The organism is Ruegeria sp. YTSC003 (assembly GCF_059609785.1).
This window is the reverse complement of the sequence record NZ_JBXWMK010000011.1, coordinates 58,002-78,839: the sequence shown is the minus strand read 5'-3', so window position 1 is coordinate 78,839 and position 20,838 is coordinate 58,002. Positions and strand designations below refer to the sequence as shown.

Here is a 20,838-nt window from a genome sequence, read left to right as displayed (position 1 = left end):
AGGCCAGGCGCGTAAACAACCGCTAGCGCCGCGCGGGCTTACTCTTGCGACGATCCTACGGTTAAAATCTTCCCATTACTCCAAACCAGAGCCTCATAACAAACCTCGGCTCCTGCGCTTCCGCACCCAAAAAAACTATGCACCCCAACTGGCACTAACGTTTCGATTGCAATTTAGAGCGACGTAATCGCATTGATCACTGCTTCTCGGCTCTGAACAGCGCCAGTTTGTAGATATTCCATAGCTTTGAGAGCAGCTTCATGGGCTTGGACAGATGACCCGCCAACGCAATCTTCTACTACGCGGCAGAAGTAGTCTGATTGGTGGCCATCGACGAATGTGTAGTGCACACAAACATCTGTCAGCCCGCCGCACAACAAAAGTGTGTCTACCTTTAAACCTCGTAGCAGGATTTCGAAATCGGTTCCGAAAAATGCAGAATACCGTCGCTTCGGGACGATGTAGTCACCTTTGCGATATCCCATCTCATCTTTTGCAACCTCCGTTCTTGGATCGCCTTCGAGACAGTGTATGTCTTCGTCACCATCCAGTTCACGGCCGAAGTCTATCCTATCGGGACGATGGACTTCTTGGATGAAAATGACTGGCACATTGTAATCATGTGCGGTATCAACCAAATCAGGCGCAGCGATCATGCGCTCTTTGTAGCCCGGCATGTTGTCGATGGAGCGTACTTCGCTGTTATCAATAAACGTGCTCTTTTGAATGTCGATTACGATTAGGGCAGGTCTACCCTCGATCAGTTTCCTAGCTTGTTTGGTTTTAGTTGTCATGTTCGACCTCCAATTTGCCAGGTCGTCCTGAAGAAATGCCCTTGTTGGGCCGGGTCGTCCCAGCGGGCAGATCAATTTTGACTAAATGTGCAACTGAGTATGGTCAAGACCGTGCTGCGTTGTTTTGGAATGAAAACTATATGCTCGCGCCCAGGGCAACATTGCCCGCAAACTGCCGTTAGGGGTTAAGTGTTGCGATGGTCTGTACCCAGCTCAGAATGGGCAGCCAAATACGGAATATAGCAATTCAGAAAAATTGTGACTTCCAACCAGCGGCTACTCAATTGCAGTGCGAAATGTTGCGGTAAGCCGTTTGTTCAAACCGTGATGAGGCTCGGCTGAGGAACCGTAGTGCAACTCTGCCAAGGCAGCGATGTCATTGAAAATGACTACGGAGCCGCCTTCTTCATTCGCGTAAACCAATAGTTTTTGGCAAAAGGCATCCAAACCAATTGCCGGAAAGCCCGCCATAGCCACGCCACCGGGTGCTGGTCCGCCGAACAGTAAGAGAACTGCATCCGGCAGTTCCACCCCCAGATGGGACGCTTCGGTCGCAAAATCGATTTCCCCAAACCAGACAGTATCGTCCTGCCCCATCACGGCTGCCCTGAGACGTTCGACTGCCTCTGGTACGCTGAGCTGAGATCGCAGTTCGATGACCCCATAGTCGGTAAACAACCCGTTGGTCGGCGCTGGTGTTGCATCCAAGTTGTTTAGAACTTCGAGCATCTTGCTATGAAATGTATTTAACGCTTGTGTGTCATTCAGACCATGCCGCACTTTGAGAAACTGAGAGTCTGTATAGGCGATCTGCGGGCGATCATCCTGATCGAAGGAAAGAACGCGAAAAGGAAGGTCCAGACCTGCTCGTACGTTCTCTTCCAGAATGGGCGTGTTTATCTCTGGATCAGAGAAAATGAGTACACGTGATGCTGGCATTGCTACGCCTTCAGCTTTGGCCAAGCGCGCGTGATCTATCGATGCGATTGGAGTAGCTCCCGCTTCGTCAACGGCAGTCTCAAGCGCTAAGAAGTTTTCGTCCACCGCGGTCTGGACAGATGTCGATTGTGCAAAAGCGGATGTCGCAACCGAAAAAGTTGCAATCATCGAGAGAACAAAGCCAAACCTCACCATTTTACCACTTCCTTTTTTATCGTATTTTTGTCAGGGAAACCGCCGCCAGAGCCGCAAAAGCTATCTCGGCCGCAAGGTAAAAGAGAAGTATCCCGTTCGGAACTCCATCGATAAAAATGCTTAGTATGCGTCCAACGGCCAGTCCCGACATAAACAAAAATAGAACCCACAGCGCGGGGCGTTGTAATTCTGGTTTCGAAGCGGCCGCCAACCAAAACAAAGCGTTTGCCAGATAAAGACCCATAATCGCTCGGAACACGTGGGTTTGGTTCGTCCCTTCCACAGGAAAACCCAGCAAAACTGGGATCGAACTGCCGGGCATTAGACCGTATGATAACGCAATTGGCACGAGGCCGACGGCAGCAAGCAGAAGGACAAATCTAGCACTCATGGAGGACTCCTTCTTGTAGAGGTTTCGCTTTGTTTACAAAACTCCTGATCGGTTTATTGAGGCATCCGATGATCCGAAACGGATGCCCACGCTACGCTTTGAAAGGCGTATCCGACAGGCCAAGTCGAGCTTTCTGAAGAGCGAACCGGTACTGCGCAACCGTATTCAGCTGCGCACCAAACAGATCACAATGCGCCTTCGTCGCCCAGGAACTCGATACCAGCTGTCGCGCCATCACTGTAAGCAATGCAATTCCAAGGAGCACGATCCTCGCCAACGCCGACTGTGACCTGTGTTCCCGCCTCGCTAAACGCGGATGAGAGCACCACGACTTGCGAATTGTTTGTCGTATTGGCTACATCTCGCAAACACGCCTGCTGAGCCGGCGTGAGCTCGGCGGACGCGCTTGATGTACTCGTATCGTCGCAGGCCGCAAGCAGTGTGAAACAAGTTGCGCCCGCAATCATCACCATCTTGTTAGACATTTTCTTCTCCCTCTGGTTCCCTTGAAATTAGTGAAATTGGATGCGCTTGTTTGAAGCTCTCGCGCCTGTGCAGCCAATTGAACATACCTTGATCCTGTGACTACCTTTCCCAAAACTTGCCGTGGGGGGCGCCGTGGGGGGCTTGGTCGGCGGGACGATATTTTGTTGACTATCGGGGCCGCCAATAACGTGCGAAGGCTGAATGACGCCACTAGCAAACGCTAGAGCGAATTCAGGAGAGAGGGCGAGTTCGTTAAGTCTAAGCATCGCGTCCTCCCAGCGCTCAATCATTATAAAGTGCCTTCCGACCGCTAGCACTCACTCCAGCAGTCGGAAGGGCTCGGCACAGCGAGCAGCAACGACAACAACGGAGGTAAAATAAAGTTGTGTCGAATTCGCATGTTTGAATCTAATTTTTAATAAATCAATATTTTTTCCGCGCGTAAATTTCTCTACGCTCTCGTACGATAGGCCTCTGCGTTCAAGCAAAAAAGTAAGTGGGAGCTGCGAGTGTGTTCCCCTGAGCAGCGAAGCGATTTGAGGCCGCACAGAAACAATGAAGGGATTGAAAGATGGGATTTGGTGAAGCCGTCAAAACGTGTTTCTCGAAATACTTCCAGTTCTCCGGTCGGGCTATGCGCTCAGAATACTGGTGGTTCTTCTTGTTTGTGGTTCTCGTGAGTGCTGCCTTAGCTGTGGTGGATGCGATCATATTCGGGACCAACCCAGAAACTGGGCAAGGATCTCGGGTCCTGTCCTCTGTTTTCCAGCTGGCTGTTCTCATACCTATGCTGGCCGCCGGTTGGCGAAGGCTGCATGATACAGGACGACCTGGCTGGTATTTGCTGCTGCCGATGGCGCTCAGCATTACAACGCTATTTGTTATGCTGGGTGGGGTGGCGTTCTTTTCGGTATTGGAGCAAGGGACCGAAAATCCCGATGCATTGCGAGGACCTGCGGCCGTCCTGGGTGTGACCGGTATCGTTGTTGTCTCAATCCTTCAATTGGTTCTGTCCATTCTGATGATCTGGTGGCTGACACGACCTCCCCAAGAAGGCGCAAACGAATACGGCGAACCTGTTTCCTGATCTGGCTGTCCGGGCAATTGGCTGGAACTTCTGCTGAACGACAGTGCGAACCGTAACTCAATGGAGAGAAAAAAATGAGCTGCAAAACCATTTCCATTGGAATGCTACTGATGGCAGTGGCGACCACAGCATCAGCGGAGTGGTCTTTCAGCTCCGGGCCCAACCCCAATGCGTTTATTCAGACAGGAAACATGACGCTGGAACTTCAGTGTGACCGTATTCGCTTTGCTCCGGCTGGATTCGAGGACAGCCAGGACATTGCGGACAAGCAGGGGCTTTCCATTCGTTTCTTGAAGAACGGCACCACCGAAGTTGGAGCATTTCAGGTTGGCGCAGAAAACGCTGCCGTGCAGATCGTCGACAACTATCCCGTCGAGGTCAGTTTCAATAGTCAGCCGGACTATGGTTTTGTTCTGGACCAGCTTGCGGCTAATGCATCGGTTAATCTGTCGATGATTGATCAAGATGTCAGCTACGGAATTTTTGACTTGAAAGGTTCCAGCGCAGCAATTCGGTCCCTTCGTTCTGCGTGCAACTCGGATGTTAGCCAAGAGGCCTCATACGAAGCACCCGAAGGCATCGTCTATTGTGGTGGCGGAGCGATAGAGCGCGTGATCGAACCCGTAATTTTGGACAATCCAGAGGGGGAGTGGGACGCGCGAGTAACGGTTAACGGCGAGCCGATCAGAGCCATGACGGCCTACAGTTACTTCGGAAACTCTGAGCCGCCCGCCGGATTTGTCGTCGCCCTCCTTGGGGAGGACAGGTCCGAGTTTCTGATTTTTAGCGAAGGCTCGGCAAACTGGCTGGAATACGGGGACTACAGGTATGATCAGTGCAATTGATATCTCCTTCCAACCAGCTGCCAAAGTAGTGCGTCAGATGAAATGTTTGGCTTCCGGTATGGTGCTGGTTTCGGGTCTAGGAAGCGTGTGGCATTTCAATTCTCGGGTGGTGATGTCGCCCATGCTCATGCGCATCTAATACCGCTTCTCGACAAGTACGATGTCATCTCGCGACGCTACATCGAGCAAGAAGTAATCACCTTCAAACCAATCCCGAATCCGGGGAACAACGAGCTCCGAACCTTTGCCAAACTAATTGCGGATGCTCTCGACCGATGATGTAACTTTGGGCTCTTACCGATATTCTATGCCAAGGCCGGTCAGTTGTTACTCAAGTCAGACTGAAGCACCAAGATACATTCCGCTACGTCGTCTTTTCTCATTGATCTGGTACTGACTTCGACAGATAGAGAGGTGTGCGGTGGCTGTCTTCCTTCGCAAGTGGCGCATGTCAAAGCGCTGCCGGAGGACCTCCGGTGGCATTTATTCATGGCTTACGCACCAGCCACAGGCCCTATCAGAGGACGTCATGCCCTTTTCACCTGACGGTCAAGACCGCGCTACTCGCGCCATTGACCCATTGCCAATACGCCTTATCAAGCGCGCTATACTGGTTCTTGTCGGCCTGTTTTATTTCCTCTTCGTGGCCTTTGCCCCTCTTCTTTGCGTTCGGCGCAGAGGGTTTCGGGGTTGGTATTGGCGCCTGGTGAAACGGTCATGTTCCCGCCTGCTGTGGCTCCTCAGCATCCGCGTCGAGATGCGTCCTGAGGAAAAGAATGCCCTCGCCGCCGACACCAACAGCATCATCGTGGTTAACCACCGTAGCCATCTCGATGGCTTCAGTCTCATGCATGTGGTGCCCGACACCAAATGGTTCACTTTCGCGGCGAAATCAGAGTTCTGGAACAGCAAACTCCTGCGTACTGGTTTTGATGGAGCGGGTCTCGTCCCTATCAACCGGGATTCCGGTTCAACGGCCATGGATACGCTGACAAAGGCTGTCAGGGAAATGCCTGCCCGTTGTTCCATTGTGCTATTCCCAGAAGGCACCCGGGCCAAAACAGAATCGCTAGGGGACTTTAAGGCGGGTGCTGTATTAGTCGCCCGAGAAACCGGCCGCACGATCACCCCTATTGTCATCCACGACAGCGATAGTCTACTTCCACGCGGCAAACATTTACCGCGCAGCGGCACGATCCGTGTGGAGGCTTTGCCAACATTTACGTGCGATCCTACCGCTAGTGTGGATGAGGATCTGGCGCGATTGCGCAGGCAGATGATGGCTGTATTTGAGCGGTGAAGTCTGTTTGACAGAAATATGCAGAAACCGAGTTTGTTGAGTTTCCGCTACGCGTAGCGGCAGATAACAGATTTGCAGAGCAGTTGTACTTGTTGGTGGGGTTTTCTCCAACGGGTATCGATATTCGAAGACCTAGTTAGTACCCGTATTTCAGTATGCTCTTGGCCATTCGTATTTATGGATGGGCTGCTTGGTATTGTCTCTGAATTCTCAGAAGAGAATGGACAATTAAGTGCCCTGATCTCGCGATTCTTGCCGGAGGCAGAAAAAGCAGAGGAGACACGAATTTGCCAGATGCTGTACGACGTATGAGTGACCAAAAGCTAACACTAAGCTGCCATCAGACCACCAGCATCGCCTGCGATACCGACTATGCAATCATCGCCGATCTGAATGCGATTTGCCGGGCTTTCCCCTCCGAGTTCCAGTTTGGGTGAGGTTAACCAGAACGCGCATTGCCACGGGGTCATTTCACGTGGCAGGGCTTTCAACACTTTTTCCATCAAAGGAAGCGGGGTTCCATCCTGAGCAAACTGGAAAGATGGATAGGCGTTGGCTCCTTTGTAAGGTAAAGAAAGTACCTTCCCGGTTCGTGTCCAGATGTCGGCTATCCGCGTGATCTGCCAGGAGCCCTTCTGCCATTGTGCGTGCACGCCTACATCGTCCAGCAACGGATACTCACGCGCAAAATCATCCATCCGGATGTCATTGACCGCGCAACAATGCCCCTCGAAATTATGCAAATACATCTACTTACTCACTGAACTCACTAACAACTCATGAAACGATACTGCCAAAAAACCGTTCTAACCAAAGTTAAGAAGTTCACATTGGGCAAATTAAACTTCAGCTAACCTCGTTTTTTTTGCCTAACGCGCTGAAATTATTGTTGGTTTGCTTACGATGACCCGCCGTTCCAATGCTCGTAAAACCAGTTCTGAATTCTTGGCTTTGTTACTCATTGGAGTATTAATCCTCACAAGCTGAGGGCATTGGCCATGAATCTACCGAACCAATCTCTGGTTTGTTGGTGATCAACATCAACGCGTTGGACAAAGCCGCCTGTCATTCTGTCCAGTGTTGGAAACTAGTACCGAGCGCGGGCTCTCTTTTCTACGATCACGATCCTCGTCGTCTGACACTCCGGCAAAATGACAAACAGTCCTGATCCTAAGATTAGCGTGACACCAAGCGGGATGGGGAGGCTTTGTATTTCTACCGACCCAAATTCCTTTCTTTGGTCATAATACGGACTGACCATTCCAAAAATTTCCTACCGCCACCTTGAATTTCTGGACTAATCATTCCAAATCATGCGCATGAGCAAAAAAACTCTCCCAAATGGCGACATCAAATCATCCGCAGGTCCAGGTAGACCTCGTGCCTTTGACGAAGCTGAGGCTTTGGAAAAAGCCTTGTGCGTATTTTGGCACAAGGGCTACGAGACCGCGTCCGTGGACGATTTGACCAAGGCCATGGGTTTGAGCCGGTCCAGCTTCTATGGAACGTTCGTCAACAAGCAGACTTTATTTCACAAAGCTCTCAGGCACTATTCAAGGCGTGGTTTAAAAAATCTGCGTGACGTTGCAGATGCGAGCGGAAATGACCCCGTTGGTGCGATAATGGAAGCTTTGGCGAACCCACAAGGTGGTCGTGACGGCTGCATGCTGATCAATTGCCTTACGGAGCTTGCTCCTCATGATGATGAAGTGGCGGCTCTCGGGCGACAGCATTTGGAGAGTATTGACGAGATTATTGCGAGAGCGCTTGAGCCTTCAGATCCGGGTGTGGCTCTCGACAAGGCGCGCGCCTATGCCTCCCTTGCAATTGGCACGCTAGCCTTGCGCAAGGCGGGCGTTCCCGATGAGCAGATATCGCAAACCCTGAAACAAGCCCGGTTGGTGATATCGCCATAAGGCCCCCCGCCACCATAAGGAAATGAAACCTAACACAAACTCAAACAAGAGACAGCGATCCTAATATTGGACTAATTGGTCCAATAATATCTGAACGAAGTTTACCAAAGAAGGAAGCAGCAATGGCTGATGAAAAACTGTTCTCCGGCATCAAAGCTGGTGCAATCGAGCTGAAAAACCGCATTGTCATGGCGCCATTGACCCGCAACCGGGCAAGAGCCGAGGATGACAGTGTCCATGAATTGCAGGCCAAGTACTACGCCCAGCGGGCGGGTGCAGGTCTGATCATCACGGAAGCTTCGCAAGTCTCGCCCCAAGGCAAGGGCTATGCCTGGACGCCCGGCATTTATTCCAAAGCGCAGATCGACGGCTGGAAAAAAGTGACTGAGGCCGTCCATGCCAAGGACGGGAAGATCGTAATCCAGCTTTGGCATGTGGGCCGGATTTCGCATTACAGCTTGCAGCAGGATGGTGGCGCCCCTGTTGCACCATCCGCAATAGGAGCTAAGGCCAAGACGTTTGATGGTGAGCAGTTTGTTGAAACATCTGAACCGCGGGCTCTGGCCATCGAAGAAATTGCTGGCATCGTTGCGGACTACCGGAGGGCCGCGGAAAACGCCAAAGAGGCCGGTTTCGACGGTGTCGAGGTCCACGCAGCCAACGGATACCTTATTGATCAATTCCTGCGGGACGAATCCAATAAGCGTGAAGACGAATACGGCGGTCCTGTCGAGAATAGAGCACGGTTCCTGAAAGAGGTCATGGACGTGGTTGTCGATGTCTGGGGCGCCGACCGCGTTGGTGTCCGCCTCAGCCCATTCTCGGACGCCAACAACATCTCCGACAGCGACCCACAGGCGACATTCACCCATGCGGTCAAATTGCTGAATGGTTATGGGCTGGCCTATCTCCATCTCGTGGAGGGACAGACCGGCGGCCCGCGCGATATTCCGGAAGGTGGCGATCTGAAGGCGCTCTATGAATTGTTTGACGGTGCGAAAATGGGAAACAACGCTTATGACCGCGAAATGGCGATTGAATCGGTTAAGACCGGTGCCGTCGATCTGGTGGCTTTCGGCCGACCGTTCATTTCCAACCCGGATCTTGTCAGTCGGCTGGAGAAAGACACCTCGCTGAATGAGCTGGATGCAACTACCCTCTACGGCGGTAATGAAAAAGGATACACCGACTACCCGGCACTGGAAGAGAAAGCGGTTGCCGCAGAGTGATGCATCACTCTTAACTCCTTGGTGACAGGCAATACCAAATAGAGTGAGCGCGCCGGTTTGGACGCGCTCACTTCGCGGGTGCGGCAATATCCTTTCTTGAAGCGGGGTTCTGTCACAAGTCTACGAATGGACTGCTTCCCTCCGATTGCAGTGATTAAGAGAGGCTTTTGAGTTTATCTTCAGCGTCTCTTTGAGTTGGCGAAATCCAAGTTTCAGCAGATACCTCGTCCGAGAAAACGAGCTGCGTAAGTCGGCCTGAGGGATTTTGGCCTTATCTGCTGCGCAGAGTTGGTCCTTCGTATTTGCTGGTAGTCAGGTAACGTTGGGTTGGGAGTACGATATGGAATTACCAACACTGACGTACGAAATGATAGCCGTACTGAGTCTATTGTCTTTTACGGTCTTACTTTTTGTTACCGAGATTATACGGATCGATGTCGCAGCAATTCTTGTAATGGTACTGCTTGGCGCACTGAGCTATCTACCGGGGCTAGGTAATCTAGCCGATGTATCCAAGCTCTTTGAAGGTTTTTCCTCGAACGCCGTGATGTCCATCATCGCAGTTATGGTAATTGGGGCTGGGCTTGATAAGACTGGACTTATGTCAAAGGTCGCTGCCTTGATCCTCAAAAATGGTGGTACGACAGAGGCCCGGATAATTCCCATAATATCAACAACGGTTGGTGTCATCAGTTCTTTCATGCAGAACGTGGGAGCTGCTGCGCTTTTTCTGCCTGTTGTGAGCCGCATCTCAGCACGTACGGAAATCCCGATGAGTAGGTTGCTTATGCCCATGGGGTTTTGCGCGATTCTGGGTGGTACGATCACATTGGTCGGGTCGTCGCCCCTCATCCTGTTGAATGACCTGATTGTTTCGGCAAATTCATCCCTTCCGGCTAATCAACAAATGGAGACATTTGGGTTGTTTTCAGTCACGCCTATCGGTGTGATGCTGGTGCTGACAGGGGTGCTTTATTTTGTGCTCTTTGGTCGTTGGGTCCTCCCAACGCAGCGGGAGCGTGGAGAAGACGCAAGCTCAGCTAGGTCCATGCAGACTTATGTCGAAAACACCTATGGGCTTAGGGCTGATATGTTCGAGATTCGCGTTCCTGAAGGCTCGATCTTGATAGGACAAACGCTCGCGGATGTCATGGTCGCCCATAACATTTATATTCTCGGCACATCCTATCGCGGCCACAAGGTCATCGCGCCGATGGCGGATACCAAGATCGAAGCCCCTGCGCGGCTCGCAGTGCTTGGCCTGCGTCGGGTGGTTGAGCATCAGTTTGCTGAGCCTTACGGATTAGAGATACTACCCCAACTAGATGTCTTTGCGGATGATTTCGCCGCGACTCAATCGGGGGTGGCAGAGGTTGTTATTCCCCCCGGTTCTTCAGTGATCGGCCAGACTCCGATTGATTTGCGTCTCCGTCAGACACATGGGCTATCTTTGTTGGCCATTCAGCGAGGCGAAGAAACACTGAGCCATGTGGAAACTGAAGATCATGCTGCAACGCATATCGGGCAAGTCCCTTTGCAGGCCGGTGATACGTGTGTGGTGCACGTGCAGTGGGACCGTCTGACACGACTGATGTCGGACAGGGATTTTGTCGTCGTAACTTCGGACTTTCCCCAGGAAGAGTTACGACCACACAAGGTCGGTTGGGCGCTCGCCTTCTTCCTTATAGCGTTGAGCTTAATTCTGTTCTCTGATCTGCGTTTGTCGCTGTGCCTATTAATTGGCGCTGTTGGCATGGTTTTGAGCCGGGTGTTATCGATTGATGAAGCCTACGAGTCGATCAGTTGGAGCACAGTCTTTCTACTGGCTTCGCTGATCCCGTTGGGCCAAGCAGTTCAGAACACTGGCACTGCGGATTGGATTGCCGCGCATGTGTTGGCCCTCCTGAAGGGTTGGCCGATCTGGTCGTTGCAAGCAGGGATCGCCGTTTTGGCGACTGCGTTCACGCTGGTCATGTCCAATGTAGGCGCAACTGTCCTCCTGGTGCCGCTAGCAGTTTCTATTGCCGTATCCGCGGGTGGCAATCCGGCTGTGTTTGCTCTCACCGTGGCAATTTCAACGTCCAACTCATTTTTGATCCCAACACACCAAGTGAACGCGTTGATCATGGGCCCGGCAGGCTACCGGGTGGTCGATTTCGTTCGCTCGGGTGGAATCATGACTCTACTTTTCTTGGTTGTCTCAATGACCGGACTTGCGCTCTTCTTCTGATGCGCTTCTTGGCGATCCGCATTGATGAACTCTGCTTCAGCTGAGAAGAACTGGTAAGATGAGGTCTTTGAGACCAATCCTTTTGTTGGAGCAGCAGATCCGAGATCTGTGCAAATGGACCTTCGCTGCGAGCAAGAGAAGAAGGGCGGCGAACAAATGCAAACCTGACGTCGACATACGCTGGTACTGGACCGTTTTTGTTTCATCGATCACTGTTGCTTGGCCAATATCGTCGGCATATTGGAGAGTTCACAATGAAGTTCCTTCGAACACCTGATCATCGGTTTGACGGGTTGCCAGATTTCGCATTCGGCCCGAACTATCTTGATGTGGAAGATACCGAAGGCGGTCGTCTCCGAATGCACTATTGGGACGAGGGACCGGCACAGGCACAGACAGTATTGTTGATGCATGGAGAACCAACCTGGTGCTTCCTGTATCGGCGCATGATTTTGTTGTTCAAAGATGCGGGCCATCGAGTTCTGGCTCCTGATTTGATTGGGTTTGGACGGTCGGACAAGCCAAGTGAGCGATCCGACTTCACCTACCAACGCCATGTAGACTGGATGTCCGAGTGGTTGCGGAAAGTTGACCTAACGGGCATCACATTGATTTGCTAGGAGTGGGGAGGACTCATCGGCTTGCGGCTGGTTGCGAGTATGCCCGAGCGGTTCTCTCGGGTAGTTGTTGCAAACACGGCCTTGCCCACCGGTGACACGCCCTTGGGCGAGGCATTTCTTTCATGGCGGGAATACTCGCAATCCGTTCCTGAATTTAATTCGGGACGCATTGTATTCGGTGGCACAACATCCAAGATTTCCGACGAAGAGGTCGCAGCCTACAACGCACCGTTCCCGGATGCGCGCTATCTGGCATGCGCTCGACAGTTTCCAATGTTGGTGCCCGACAAACCCGACAACCCTGCTTCAGAAGCCAACCGAACCGCATGGAAAACCCTCAAGACCCTCAACACTCCGTTCTGACCGTTTTTGGAGAAGATGACAGGGTCATGGCAGGAGTAGACAAAGTGTTCCAAAAGTCGATCCCAGGAGCCGCCGGTCGAAACCATACCGTGCTACCAAAAGCCGGGCATTTCATCCAAGAAGATGCTGGCACAGACTTGGTACACGTGACTCTGAAATTCATTGAGCAGTCTTAGCGGCTATCAGTTGGTGCAACCCGCCGGAATGTTCGCCTCTAAAAGATATTCGCCTTTGCAGCAGTTTCCGGCCAAAAGGGCGGTTACTGAAGGTTATCCTGAGCTACGGCTTAGATATTCCTCTTCGATTCAATTGATTCACTAACAGCTAGGACAGGCGTGAACAGCGCAGCCAATCGCAGAAGCGATTTAGTGTCTTCCCCTGCGGCCTTAACTCACACCAAATTTGCGACGCAAATGCTCAGCTAAGGCCGTTATGCGACGTGGTTGGGCTCGGCTAGGCGGAAACATCATTTGCAAAGGTTTCGGCGGTGGGAGGAAGTCGCGCAAGACAGAGACAAGTCTGCCAGATCGAACATCGTCGCCGACATCAAGCTCCGACTTCAATACGACTCCATGGCCTGTAATCGCCCAATCGCGGATGAGTGATCCATCATTGACTATTCGATTTCCTTTTACCGATACGCGCTGGGCACTTGGTCCTGATCCAAACTCCCAAACGTTGTCGATCATGTCGCCAAACCTCATGACCAAGCAGTTGTGGTTTAATAGATCTTCTGGTTTTTCAGGCGTTCCGAATGAGGCCAGGTAACTTGGGGACGCACATACGAAACGTTGGTAGCTTCCTAGATTTCGCAACCTGAGCGAGCTGTCTGTGATGTTGCCGAAGCGAACGGCGAGGTCGAAACCCTGGCCCACAAGGTCGACATAGCCGTCCGAGAGGGACAGTTCGATTGAGACAGCAGGGTTCTCTTCGGTGAATTCGGCAATAACCTCGGAAACAAAGCTACGTCCCAAGTCAATGGGCGCGCTTATGCGAATTGGGCCAGACAGAGTTTCGGCGCCGCGCCGAACAAGTGTATCCAGGTCCGCAACCTCACTGAGTATGCTTCTTGCTCCGTCAGCTAGTGTCCGGCCTTCTTCGGTAAGGCTAATGGAACGGGTGGTGCGGTTGAACAAAACCACTCCGTAATGTGCCTCGAGAGCCGCGAGCCGCTCGGACACTGTCGTGCTCGACATCCCTGTCTCGCGCGCCGCGGCCACAAGACTGCCTTTCTCGGCTATGGTCAGAAACAAGCGAAGATTGTCTAAATGCATTAAACGGAATTTCCGGATTATATGTTCGATTATACCCCGTTTATCCCGAAAGTACTGCGGCGTAAATCTAACGCATCGCGCCAATACACAAGGGACCTATTCTAATGGCCAAGTTGACAATCGTCGCCAACATCAAAGCCAACCCCGACAAGATCGACCTCGTAAAGGGTGAGCTGATCAAGCTCATCGATATAACCTGTGCCGAAGAGGGTTGCATTAACTATGACCTGCACCAGGACAACGACAACCCGGCTCATTTCGTGTTCTACGAAAACTGGGAAAGCCGAGAGCTTTGGCAAACCCACATGGGTGCTCCGCACCTTGCGGCGTACCTGGAAGCAACAGAGGGCGCCGTTGCAGAGTTCACGTTGAATGAGATGACAATCATCAGTTGATACAGAACCGGACAAAGGAGCACGTTATGAAAGCCGTGGGATACCGTGAGACAGGGTCGATTGAGCGGGCGGATGCCTTAATCGACTTCGATACCGACAGACCGACGCCGAAGGGGCACGACTTGTTGGTCAAGGTGCAGGCCGTGTCAGTGAACCCAGTCGATACGAAAATTCGTCAAAAACGAGCGCCTGCAGGTGCAGCACCAGATATTCTGGGGTGGGACGCAGTAGGGATCGTCGAAGCAGTTGGCGAAGCGGTTGAGACTTTTAGTCCGGGACATTCAGTTTGGTATGCCGGGGCGATAAACAGACCGGGAACCAATGCTGAGTTTCATCTGGTTGATGAACGTATTGTCGGAGCCGCGCCAAAATCCATACCTGCAAAAGCAGCTGCGGCGATGCCGCTAACGACGCTTACTGCCTTTGAGATGTTGTTCGACCGCTTGCGAGTCCAAGATGCCGTTTTCGGCGGGACCAATACGTTACTGGTTATTGGTGGCGCAGGCGGTGTCGGGTCAATTACCATTCAATTGGCGCGGGCTCTCACTGACTTGACGGTGATTGCCACTGCGTCCCGACCCGAGACACAAGACTGGGTTCGAGAGCTTGGCGCACATCATGTCATCAACCATGCGGAACCTTTTGGCACACAACTCGGGGTTCTCGGTATCGAAAGCGTGGATTTCATCTTTTCAACGAACCATTCCCAGGTTTACGCGGCTCAAGCCGGAGAGGTGATGACACCTCAAGGTCGCTTTGGGTTGATCGATGATCCTGAGACCTTTGACATCGCGCCATTCAAACCCAAATCGATCTCATTGCATTGGGAGTTCATGTACACTCGCTCGCTTTTTGGGACTGAAGATATAAACCGTCAAAGCGAAATTCTAAATCAGGTTGCCGGGTTGATAGACGATGGAAAGATCAGATCCACAGCAACCGATACACTTGGTACAATCAATGCTGCAAACTTAATGAAAGCGCATGCTATCCTCCAAAGTGGCAAGGCCAAAGGAAAGCTCGTGCTTGAGGGTTTTTAGATGAGAATTGAACGTCTAGATCACGTAAATATCGTGACGACAAAATTGCCTGAGATGGTTACTTGGTATGAAGAGGTCCTGGGTTTGAGACCTGGGGCCCGCCCTGATTTTCCGTTTTCCGGGGCTTGGTTGTATGCGGGTAATCACGCCGTGGTTCACCTTGTGGGTCGCGAAGGCACGCCAAATGTCGGCTCCGAAGTGAAGCTCAAGCTCGAGCATTTTGCGCTCTCAGCCACGGGGCTGAGCGCATTCGAAGAAAAACTGATCTCGGGTCAAATCCAGTACCGCAAAACTGACGTCCCAGGGGCTCGAATGGTCCAAATCCATGTGGCCGATCCTGATGGAAATCATATTCATATAGACTTCGAAGAAACCGAGTAAGTGGCTAGCCCTCGAAATAGTTGGAACGCAAAATCAAGCTCCTGCCGACTAGTGGTTGAGATCCTTGCCGGGTTGCTTCCAAGAATTACTCGGACCAACATTTTTGGGCGGTACAAACGTCGATTCGGAGATCAGCATGCCGGACCTCGAAACAAACAAGAAAAACGTCATCGCTTTCTACGAAATGATGTTCAACGAGTGTCGACCTGCCGAGGCCATAGCAACCTTTGTTGGTGAAACCTATACGCAGCACAACCCACATGTTGGCGACGGCAAGCAAGCCTTTGTCGAGTATTTCGAGCGCATGGCTGCCGAATACCCCGGAAAGCGAGTGGACATCAAACGCGCCTTTGCTGAAGACGACCACGTTGTTCTGCATTGCCACCAAATCTGGCCCGATGGTCTTGAGTACGCAGGGATCGATATTTTTCGCCTGGATGTTGAAGGTAAGGTTGTCGAGCACTGGGATGTTCTTCAGGAAATTCCAGCAATAAGCGCGAATGACAATGGCATGTTTTAACTTAACCGTTCTGACCACGGTGCATGTAACTTTGAAGACTCCTGTCGGCTGAACCACGATAGTCAAACGACGTAAGTCTGATCCAAGAAACCCGCCGAAGCGTATCTATCAAGAACCTTTTAGAAAGGAGATAATTATGCTTTCGAAGAGTATTCTTACCGCGACACTTGGATTGTTTGCAGCTACTTCGCTTCAAGCTGGCGTACAAATTCGTTTCATAGAAGGCGCACCCAAGGACCGTTTTGTTTTGACAAATGTCGGAGCGTGCGAAGTAGATGCCTCGACCCTCAAAATCGACTTGTCGCAATCTGCCGGACGTCTGATTTTCGACGTTACCGAAAAAGGCGCAGGTGTAGAGGTATTCCAACCTCTCGAATTCGTTGAGGGTGCAGATGCACTGCGTCAACTTCCTTCGGTTATGGACGGGCAAAATACAATTGAACTTGAGATCGCCTCCCTCGCAGCCGGAGACACTCTAGCCTTTACCATCGATGTAGATGACACCATCGGGCAACGCGAAATCACCGTAACAGGGTCGGAGATCGAAGGTGCTACGGTGTCTTATTCCGACGCGGATGAGACCTGGACTGCGACCTTCTCTTCGGACGCGCTTGTCCATGTGACGACCAAGGACTGTTGAAAGCTATCCTACAATGTCGAATTGGTTGATCCGCATAACATTTCTTGCGCTTGTGTTGGGAGGTGGCATCCTGATCGGTACACTGACTGCACCTGGCGATTGGTATGCGCAGCTTTCTAAACCTGCTTTCAATCCACCAAATTGGATATTTGGCCCGGTCTGGACGGTGCTTTATGTGTTGATCGCCATGGCGGGTTGGCGCCAGTTCGAAGCAGGCCGAAGCTCCACCAAAATGAAGTTGTGGTGGGCGCAGATGGGTCTGAACTTCTTGTGGTCCCCAACCTTTTTCGTATTGCAAATGCCGTGGGTGGCCCTTGTGGTCATTGTCGCGTTGCTGGCTGTCATCGTCGTGTTCATCGCTGAAGTCAGGCACATTGATCGAGTCTCTGCACTGGCCTTCCTGCCGTATTTAGCATGGGTCGCATTTGCCACGGCGCTTAACCTTTCCATTGCGATATTGAACTGAGGAAGAACAATATGCGTGGCAACTTCGTTGGGCTTGTTTCAGGTCTATTTATCATCGGATCTACTATGGCACAGGCTGATGGAAATCTTGCTGAGGACTTCTCCGAGGCTCCAAAGACGCGTTGGGACTACGTTGCCGACACTGTTATGGGAGGGGTCTCTTCAGGGCAGGTGCAGTTTCGTTCGGAAGGTGAAGTTGCATTCGCGCGGCTGACCGGAACCGTGAGTACAGAAAACAACGGTGGCTTCATCCAGTTTCGACGCAAGTTGCCTGATCGACCAGATGCGAGTGTTTCGGGCGTCAGGCTCTTGGTCCGGGGCAACGGCGAACAATACTTCGTTCACCTCAGGACACGTGGCACGGTGCTTCCATGGCAATACTATCAGGCCCAGTTCGCAACTTCTGAAGAATGGACCGAAGTCTCTTTACCTCTGTCTGACTTCAAGGCTTCAGGTGCTATGTTACGCGCTATTCCCGTTGCTGACGAAATCACTTCAGTTGGAGTTGTAGCCTTCGGGCGCGATCACGAAGTACTCGTAGATATCAGTAGGATTGGTTTCTATTGAAGTTCGCCCAAGCGAGGGGCTGCAATCTTCTGTTGCACCAATCAGATTGGGCGGCTCAATAAATACAAGCGACTATGCAATTTCAATAGTCTTTGCTCATCTTTTTCAAGCGACTAACTTGGTTCCATGGAACAAGTCGCTCGACTAACCGAATGGATGATTACAGAAGGTCGTCGCTCCGGCGATCCCGTAAAGGTGGTGTCACAGTTCTGTTCCTCCTTGATCGAGGCCGGAGTTCCGCTGTGGCGAACAAACATTGGCCAGCGCTTTGCCAACCCATTGCTTATTGCTTGGGGGGTAGTTTGGACGCCTGAAGGCACCGACAGCTACGACGTCACCCATGAGACGATGTTGACAGATGGTTATGTCGGGAGCTCATTCGAGTATATTCTTGCGAACAGAAAGCCACTTCACAAAAGTCTCCGGCAACTGGACTTAGAAACAGAGCATTCATCCTATCTGGAATTTGCAGAGCAGGGCGGCACTGACTACTATGCTACTTTGCTCTATTACGGTGATGGATCGTTGCATGGTTGCACCTTTGTTACGCAGTCGCCGGGCGGATTCTCTCTGGAGCATCTAAGACTGATTGAAGCGGCATTACCGGGCCTTTCTTCCGCTCTTGAGCCCGTAACGATGCGCAAATCGTCTAAAGGTTTACTTCGAACTTATTTAGGAGATGGACCTTCCGAGGCAGTCTGGAGCGGCAATATAAAGCGCGGTGAGCGAACAACTCTGGATGCCGTGGTTATGTTTTCTGATCTGCGAGGCTTTACGGCACTTTCCGAGACCTCTCCGGAAGAAGAAATCTTTGACACGCTTACTGACTATTTTGATCTGGTGGTCAAAGCCGTAGAAGACAACGGTGGAGACGTTCTCAAGTTCATGGGCGACGGCATCCTATCAGTCTTTACTATTGAAACTCAAAATGACCACGCCGACCGATGCCGCATGGCAGCGTTCGCAGCCCAGAGCATATTGAGTGGTTTGACCTCTCTCAATTCACGACGAGACGGCATTCAAAAACCGCCTTTGGACATTGGTGTTGGAATTAACGTTGGGCAGGTCAGTTACGGTAATATCGGCAGCCCCGGCAGGCTTGACTTTACAGTTCTGGGCGGCGCGGTAAACGTCGCAAGCCGAATTGAAGGCTTAACAAAATCAATCGGTCGGAGAGTTTTGGCGACGTCAGCTGTTGCAAGTGCTTCACCAAACATGTTCGTCAGCTGTGGAGATCACGAAATACGTGGCCTTGCTCAGCCAATTGAGCTGTTCTTTCTCTCTGAACGTGCGCCTTAATATGGTTTGTGCTTCTGGTGGTTGTGGCATTGCCAAACGGGAATTGCATACACCATGCGTTGAAGCACATCGTTCATTATCAATTTCCACGTTCTAAGATTGTGACATTTGACTACACGCGCACCTTGCCGGAAGGATCACTGCTGCTTCCCACGGGCGGAGACTTTAAGATGTTTTGAGAATTTTACTGCTTGCTTGAGCTGACGCAGGTTGCGCCTAGTCCCGCTCACGGTCCAATGTTTCGCGAATGAGGGTCAGATTAGGTAAAGAACTGTGAAACGGTTCAGGCCCCAGTTCGAACAAAACTGGACCAAGAGCTTCTGACATCTGCTCCATACAAGCTTTCAATAACTCTACGCCTTCCGGTGTAGACCGAGCAATTTTCGAACGCTTATCATTGGGGTTGGATTCAAGGGTAATCAGGGCATGATTTTCAAGACTGGAGAGCATGTGCGTCATCGAAGTTTTGGGCACTTGAAACGCTTTCGAAAGTTGCAGTGGTGTCTCTCCCTCGGGGCGCCGGACCAGGTGGCCCAATATGCCAAATTGGGTTGCGGTCATTCTGCCAGGTAAGAACGCTTCAAGCTTGGTCGAGATCAACTGATTGATGATCCCGACCTCGGTGAAGAACCGGTAGACTTCGTTGGGCTCATCCTCAGGCTTCATTCAGAATTCGTGTCTCCAGCGGCCAGCGGGGTGTGGCAATTGGTTCAGGCCCATACCCCAAACGCAGCAACATTTGCACCGTGTGGCCCGGCGACGCAAGAAGCTCATGCGCCAGAGCGTATTCATCGGCCATCTCAGGATACTCCTGAAGGGCCTGACTGACCGGATGAACGCCCAGGCCCATTTCGGTTGTCTTCAGATAAAAACGCATCAATTGACGTCCGGCATCGAGTTGATCGCTTCGCGTATTTGTGGCTGTCGTAAGGATTGCGTATTGCGGCGTCGCGTCTAGCATGGCGAAGTAGCCTCGCATGTGTGACTGAGTGCCTGGGTGGTCAACGTTCATAAGGGTCTCATTATCCAACAAGCCGGTAAGTCGCAGCGTTTCCAGCATGGGATCACGTAATTCAATCCCGTCCGGGTTGGCGTTGATTTCTGCTTTCCCGATCCGCATGAGGTCGACGGACTCTTTCAAGGTCTGCGGTGTACGCATTTCGATTTCAAAAGCGCGTTTCGTTAGGTCTCGAACACGGGCCACTAGATCCTCATCGGAAATCAGAGTGGCATAGTTTTCAAGGACCGAGGTTTCCGCCTCGGACAGCCGCTGTTCAGTGTATGGTTCTTTGTTGGAATGCCGTTTGAGGATTTGATCTGATAGTGGATCGGATGTCCCGCCCGGCACGAACACTGCTTCTGCGATGGGTCCGTCATCCCCATCTGGCAGTAACTTGACCTTGGTATCGAACCCGAGAGCACCTGCTGCTAGAATCATCGTCTCAACAAATGCGCCGAGGCCAATATAGAGCTGGCGGTTGTAAGGATCGGTTTCAGGAAGCTCGCGATCAGGATCACGGTGGATGCGCACCTTGTCTTGTCCAACCAACTCGACCAGCCAAGGTTGCAAGTTGTGTGGATTGGGGGCGAGAATTGCGTAGGACAAAGCGGCTTTGCGTGGGTCGTCATACGGTTTTGGCGTCCACGGAGCCAGCGCGGCATGCGGCGTGCGTGTAGCGAGGAACGCAACCGCACCGCTTGCCGCCAGTATTGTGCCTCCGCCTAGAATCTTGAGAAAACGTCTTCGGTTTGGCATCTTGACTCTCCAATAGTACGATATCGAACTAATTTAATACGAATCCGTACTATATCAACCCCAATCGATGCAGTGATTGGTTGAGTGACTTGAAAAAAGTAAATCA

Annotated in this window: 24 protein-coding genes; 16 read left to right on the top strand and 8 right to left on the bottom strand. The window is 51.7% G+C overall.

Features of this window, described 5'->3' with window-relative positions:
* Nucleotides 1-173: 173 nt before the first annotated feature.
* From AC2FFH_RS18475 to AC2FFH_RS18460, 4 genes are all read right to left on the bottom strand, one after another.
* The gene (locus AC2FFH_RS18475; RefSeq protein WP_496845057.1) at nucleotides 174-794 is read right to left on the bottom strand and encodes a cysteine hydrolase family protein; all 621 of its coding nucleotides are present in this window, start codon (nucleotides 792-794) and stop codon (nucleotides 174-176) included.
* A 276-nt stretch (nucleotides 795-1,070) separates the two neighbouring features.
* On the bottom strand, nucleotides 1,071-1,901 hold the full coding sequence (locus tag AC2FFH_RS18470) for a DUF302 domain-containing protein (protein WP_496769866.1): 831 nt from the start codon (nucleotides 1,899-1,901) through the stop codon (nucleotides 1,071-1,073).
* Between the two features lie 43 nt (nucleotides 1,902-1,944).
* Nucleotides 1,945-2,319 (bottom strand): DUF4345 domain-containing protein, encoded by a 375-nt coding sequence (locus AC2FFH_RS18465; RefSeq protein WP_496769868.1) that lies wholly within the window; start codon nucleotides 2,317-2,319, stop codon nucleotides 1,945-1,947.
* A gap of 185 nt (nucleotides 2,320-2,504) precedes the next feature.
* The gene (locus AC2FFH_RS18460; RefSeq protein ID WP_117870867.1) at nucleotides 2,505-2,804 is read right to left on the bottom strand and encodes a hypothetical protein; all 300 of its coding nucleotides are present in this window, start codon (nucleotides 2,802-2,804) and stop codon (nucleotides 2,505-2,507) included.
* Between the two features lie 572 nt (nucleotides 2,805-3,376).
* On the opposite strand from AC2FFH_RS18460, the gene AC2FFH_RS18455 reads away from it, so the two are divergent.
* The 3 genes from AC2FFH_RS18455 (at nucleotide 3,377) to AC2FFH_RS18445 (ending at nucleotide 6,037) form a co-directional block, all read left to right on the top strand.
* A complete protein-coding gene (locus tag AC2FFH_RS18455) occupies nucleotides 3,377-3,892 on the top strand; it encodes a DUF805 domain-containing protein (protein WP_496845056.1) in 516 nt (171 codons plus the stop codon).
* A gap of 74 nt (nucleotides 3,893-3,966) precedes the next feature.
* Complete coding sequence (locus AC2FFH_RS18450) at nucleotides 3,967-4,737, top strand: hypothetical protein (protein ID WP_496769872.1); 771 nt, start codon at nucleotides 3,967-3,969, stop codon at nucleotides 4,735-4,737.
* A gap of 529 nt (nucleotides 4,738-5,266) precedes the next feature.
* Nucleotides 5,267-6,037: a lysophospholipid acyltransferase family protein gene (locus AC2FFH_RS18445; protein ID WP_058282256.1), complete on the top strand. Its 771-nt coding sequence runs from the start codon at nucleotides 5,267-5,269 to the stop codon at nucleotides 6,035-6,037.
* A 329-nt stretch (nucleotides 6,038-6,366) separates the two neighbouring features.
* On the opposite strand, the gene AC2FFH_RS18440 is transcribed toward AC2FFH_RS18445, so the two are convergent.
* On the bottom strand, nucleotides 6,367-6,786 hold the full coding sequence (locus AC2FFH_RS18440) for a hypothetical protein (protein WP_058282257.1): 420 nt from the start codon (nucleotides 6,784-6,786) through the stop codon (nucleotides 6,367-6,369).
* 570 nt (nucleotides 6,787-7,356) lie between these two features.
* Here AC2FFH_RS18440 and AC2FFH_RS18435 point away from each other — a divergent pair.
* From AC2FFH_RS18435 to AC2FFH_RS18415, 5 genes are all read left to right on the top strand, one after another.
* Nucleotides 7,357-7,953: a TetR/AcrR family transcriptional regulator gene (locus AC2FFH_RS18435; protein ID WP_209834485.1), complete on the top strand. Its 597-nt coding sequence runs from the start codon at nucleotides 7,357-7,359 to the stop codon at nucleotides 7,951-7,953.
* Nucleotides 7,954-8,075: 122 nt separating this feature from the next.
* Nucleotides 8,076-9,182 (top strand): alkene reductase, encoded by a 1,107-nt coding sequence (locus AC2FFH_RS18430; RefSeq protein ID WP_496845055.1) that lies wholly within the window; start codon nucleotides 8,076-8,078, stop codon nucleotides 9,180-9,182.
* Between the two features lie 340 nt (nucleotides 9,183-9,522).
* A complete protein-coding gene (locus AC2FFH_RS18425) occupies nucleotides 9,523-11,412 on the top strand; it encodes an SLC13 family permease (RefSeq protein WP_496727391.1) in 1,890 nt (629 codons plus the stop codon).
* Nucleotides 11,413-11,666: 254 nt separating this feature from the next.
* Complete coding sequence (locus AC2FFH_RS18420) at nucleotides 11,667-12,032, top strand: alpha/beta fold hydrolase (protein WP_496769877.1); 366 nt, start codon at nucleotides 11,667-11,669, stop codon at nucleotides 12,030-12,032.
* Between the two features lie 39 nt (nucleotides 12,033-12,071).
* On the top strand, nucleotides 12,072-12,395 hold the full coding sequence (locus AC2FFH_RS18415) for an alpha/beta hydrolase family protein (protein ID WP_496845054.1): 324 nt from the start codon (nucleotides 12,072-12,074) through the stop codon (nucleotides 12,393-12,395).
* A gap of 386 nt (nucleotides 12,396-12,781) precedes the next feature.
* Here AC2FFH_RS18415 and AC2FFH_RS18410 read toward each other — a convergent pair whose 3' ends face one another.
* On the bottom strand, nucleotides 12,782-13,669 hold the full coding sequence (locus tag AC2FFH_RS18410) for a LysR family transcriptional regulator (protein ID WP_496769880.1): 888 nt from the start codon (nucleotides 13,667-13,669) through the stop codon (nucleotides 12,782-12,784).
* 104 nt (nucleotides 13,670-13,773) lie between these two features.
* Between AC2FFH_RS18410 and AC2FFH_RS18405 the strand changes: the two genes are divergently transcribed.
* From AC2FFH_RS18405 to AC2FFH_RS18370, 8 genes are all read left to right on the top strand, one after another.
* On the top strand, nucleotides 13,774-14,064 hold the full coding sequence (locus tag AC2FFH_RS18405; protein WP_496769882.1) for a putative quinol monooxygenase: 291 nt from the start codon (nucleotides 13,774-13,776) through the stop codon (nucleotides 14,062-14,064).
* 26 nt (nucleotides 14,065-14,090) lie between these two features.
* A complete protein-coding gene (locus AC2FFH_RS18400; protein ID WP_496845053.1) occupies nucleotides 14,091-15,104 on the top strand; it encodes a zinc-binding alcohol dehydrogenase family protein in 1,014 nt (337 codons plus the stop codon).
* Nucleotides 15,105-15,485 (top strand): VOC family protein, encoded by a 381-nt coding sequence (locus AC2FFH_RS18395; RefSeq protein WP_496727397.1) that lies wholly within the window; start codon nucleotides 15,105-15,107, stop codon nucleotides 15,483-15,485.
* Between the two features lie 136 nt (nucleotides 15,486-15,621).
* Nucleotides 15,622-16,005: a nuclear transport factor 2 family protein gene (locus AC2FFH_RS18390; protein WP_496845052.1), complete on the top strand. Its 384-nt coding sequence runs from the start codon at nucleotides 15,622-15,624 to the stop codon at nucleotides 16,003-16,005.
* Between the two features lie 136 nt (nucleotides 16,006-16,141).
* The gene (locus tag AC2FFH_RS18385) at nucleotides 16,142-16,645 is read left to right on the top strand and encodes an aggregation factor core (RefSeq protein ID WP_496769889.1); all 504 of its coding nucleotides are present in this window, start codon (nucleotides 16,142-16,144) and stop codon (nucleotides 16,643-16,645) included.
* 13 nt (nucleotides 16,646-16,658) lie between these two features.
* Nucleotides 16,659-17,111, top strand: a complete 453-nt coding sequence (locus AC2FFH_RS18380; protein ID WP_496769891.1) for a TspO/MBR family protein — start codon at nucleotides 16,659-16,661, stop codon at nucleotides 17,109-17,111.
* 11 nt (nucleotides 17,112-17,122) lie between these two features.
* The gene (locus AC2FFH_RS18375; protein ID WP_496769893.1) at nucleotides 17,123-17,677 is read left to right on the top strand and encodes a CIA30 family protein; all 555 of its coding nucleotides are present in this window, start codon (nucleotides 17,123-17,125) and stop codon (nucleotides 17,675-17,677) included.
* Nucleotides 17,678-17,803: 126 nt separating this feature from the next.
* Nucleotides 17,804-18,976, top strand: coding sequence for an adenylate/guanylate cyclase domain-containing protein (locus tag AC2FFH_RS18370; protein ID WP_496769895.1), 1,173 nt, complete (start codon nucleotides 17,804-17,806; stop codon nucleotides 18,974-18,976).
* Nucleotides 18,977-19,192: 216 nt separating this feature from the next.
* Here AC2FFH_RS18370 and AC2FFH_RS18365 read toward each other — a convergent pair whose 3' ends face one another.
* On the bottom strand, nucleotides 19,193-19,642 hold the full coding sequence (locus AC2FFH_RS18365; RefSeq protein WP_496769897.1) for a MarR family winged helix-turn-helix transcriptional regulator: 450 nt from the start codon (nucleotides 19,640-19,642) through the stop codon (nucleotides 19,193-19,195).
* Complete coding sequence (locus tag AC2FFH_RS18360; RefSeq protein WP_496845051.1) at nucleotides 19,632-20,732, bottom strand: Acg family FMN-binding oxidoreductase; 1,101 nt, start codon at nucleotides 20,730-20,732, stop codon at nucleotides 19,632-19,634. The genes AC2FFH_RS18365 and AC2FFH_RS18360 overlap by 11 nt, the downstream gene beginning before the upstream one ends.
* Nucleotides 20,733-20,838: the final 106 nt, after the last annotated feature.

Bases quoted from the DNA above. Each gene is read 5' to 3' on its own strand.
- AC2FFH_RS18475 (WP_496845057.1), bottom strand. From the start codon at position 794: ATGACAACTAAAACCAAACAAGCTAGGAAACTGATCGAGGGTAGACCT.
- AC2FFH_RS18470 (WP_496769866.1), bottom strand. From the start codon at position 1,901: ATGATTGCAACTTTTTCGGTTGCGACATCCGCTTTTGCACAATCGACA.
- AC2FFH_RS18465 (WP_496769868.1), bottom strand. From the start codon at position 2,319: ATGAGTGCTAGATTTGTCCTTCTGCTTGCTGCCGTCGGCCTCGTGCCA.
- AC2FFH_RS18460 (WP_117870867.1), bottom strand. From the start codon at position 2,804: ATGTCTAACAAGATGGTGATGATTGCGGGCGCAACTTGTTTCACACTG.
- AC2FFH_RS18455 (WP_496845056.1), top strand. From the start codon at position 3,377: ATGGGATTTGGTGAAGCCGTCAAAACGTGTTTCTCGAAATACTTCCAG.
- AC2FFH_RS18450 (WP_496769872.1), top strand. From the start codon at position 3,967: ATGAGCTGCAAAACCATTTCCATTGGAATGCTACTGATGGCAGTGGCG.
- AC2FFH_RS18445 (WP_058282256.1), top strand. From the start codon at position 5,267: ATGCCCTTTTCACCTGACGGTCAAGACCGCGCTACTCGCGCCATTGAC.
- AC2FFH_RS18440 (WP_058282257.1), bottom strand. From the start codon at position 6,786: ATGTATTTGCATAATTTCGAGGGGCATTGTTGCGCGGTCAATGACATC.
- AC2FFH_RS18435 (WP_209834485.1), top strand. From the start codon at position 7,357: ATGAGCAAAAAAACTCTCCCAAATGGCGACATCAAATCATCCGCAGGT.
- AC2FFH_RS18430 (WP_496845055.1), top strand. From the start codon at position 8,076: ATGGCTGATGAAAAACTGTTCTCCGGCATCAAAGCTGGTGCAATCGAG.
- AC2FFH_RS18425 (WP_496727391.1), top strand. From the start codon at position 9,523: ATGGAATTACCAACACTGACGTACGAAATGATAGCCGTACTGAGTCTA.
- AC2FFH_RS18420 (WP_496769877.1), top strand. From the start codon at position 11,667: ATGAAGTTCCTTCGAACACCTGATCATCGGTTTGACGGGTTGCCAGAT.
- AC2FFH_RS18415 (WP_496845054.1), top strand. From the start codon at position 12,072: ATGCCCGAGCGGTTCTCTCGGGTAGTTGTTGCAAACACGGCCTTGCCC.
- AC2FFH_RS18410 (WP_496769880.1), bottom strand. From the start codon at position 13,669: ATGCATTTAGACAATCTTCGCTTGTTTCTGACCATAGCCGAGAAAGGC.
- AC2FFH_RS18405 (WP_496769882.1), top strand. From the start codon at position 13,774: ATGGCCAAGTTGACAATCGTCGCCAACATCAAAGCCAACCCCGACAAG.
- AC2FFH_RS18400 (WP_496845053.1), top strand. From the start codon at position 14,091: ATGAAAGCCGTGGGATACCGTGAGACAGGGTCGATTGAGCGGGCGGAT.
- AC2FFH_RS18395 (WP_496727397.1), top strand. From the start codon at position 15,105: ATGAGAATTGAACGTCTAGATCACGTAAATATCGTGACGACAAAATTG.
- AC2FFH_RS18390 (WP_496845052.1), top strand. From the start codon at position 15,622: ATGCCGGACCTCGAAACAAACAAGAAAAACGTCATCGCTTTCTACGAA.
- AC2FFH_RS18385 (WP_496769889.1), top strand. From the start codon at position 16,142: ATGCTTTCGAAGAGTATTCTTACCGCGACACTTGGATTGTTTGCAGCT.
- AC2FFH_RS18380 (WP_496769891.1), top strand. From the start codon at position 16,659: ATGTCGAATTGGTTGATCCGCATAACATTTCTTGCGCTTGTGTTGGGA.
- AC2FFH_RS18375 (WP_496769893.1), top strand. From the start codon at position 17,123: ATGCGTGGCAACTTCGTTGGGCTTGTTTCAGGTCTATTTATCATCGGA.
- AC2FFH_RS18370 (WP_496769895.1), top strand. From the start codon at position 17,804: ATGGAACAAGTCGCTCGACTAACCGAATGGATGATTACAGAAGGTCGT.
- AC2FFH_RS18365 (WP_496769897.1), bottom strand. From the start codon at position 19,642: ATGAAGCCTGAGGATGAGCCCAACGAAGTCTACCGGTTCTTCACCGAG.
- AC2FFH_RS18360 (WP_496845051.1), bottom strand. From the start codon at position 20,732: ATGCCAAACCGAAGACGTTTTCTCAAGATTCTAGGCGGAGGCACAATA.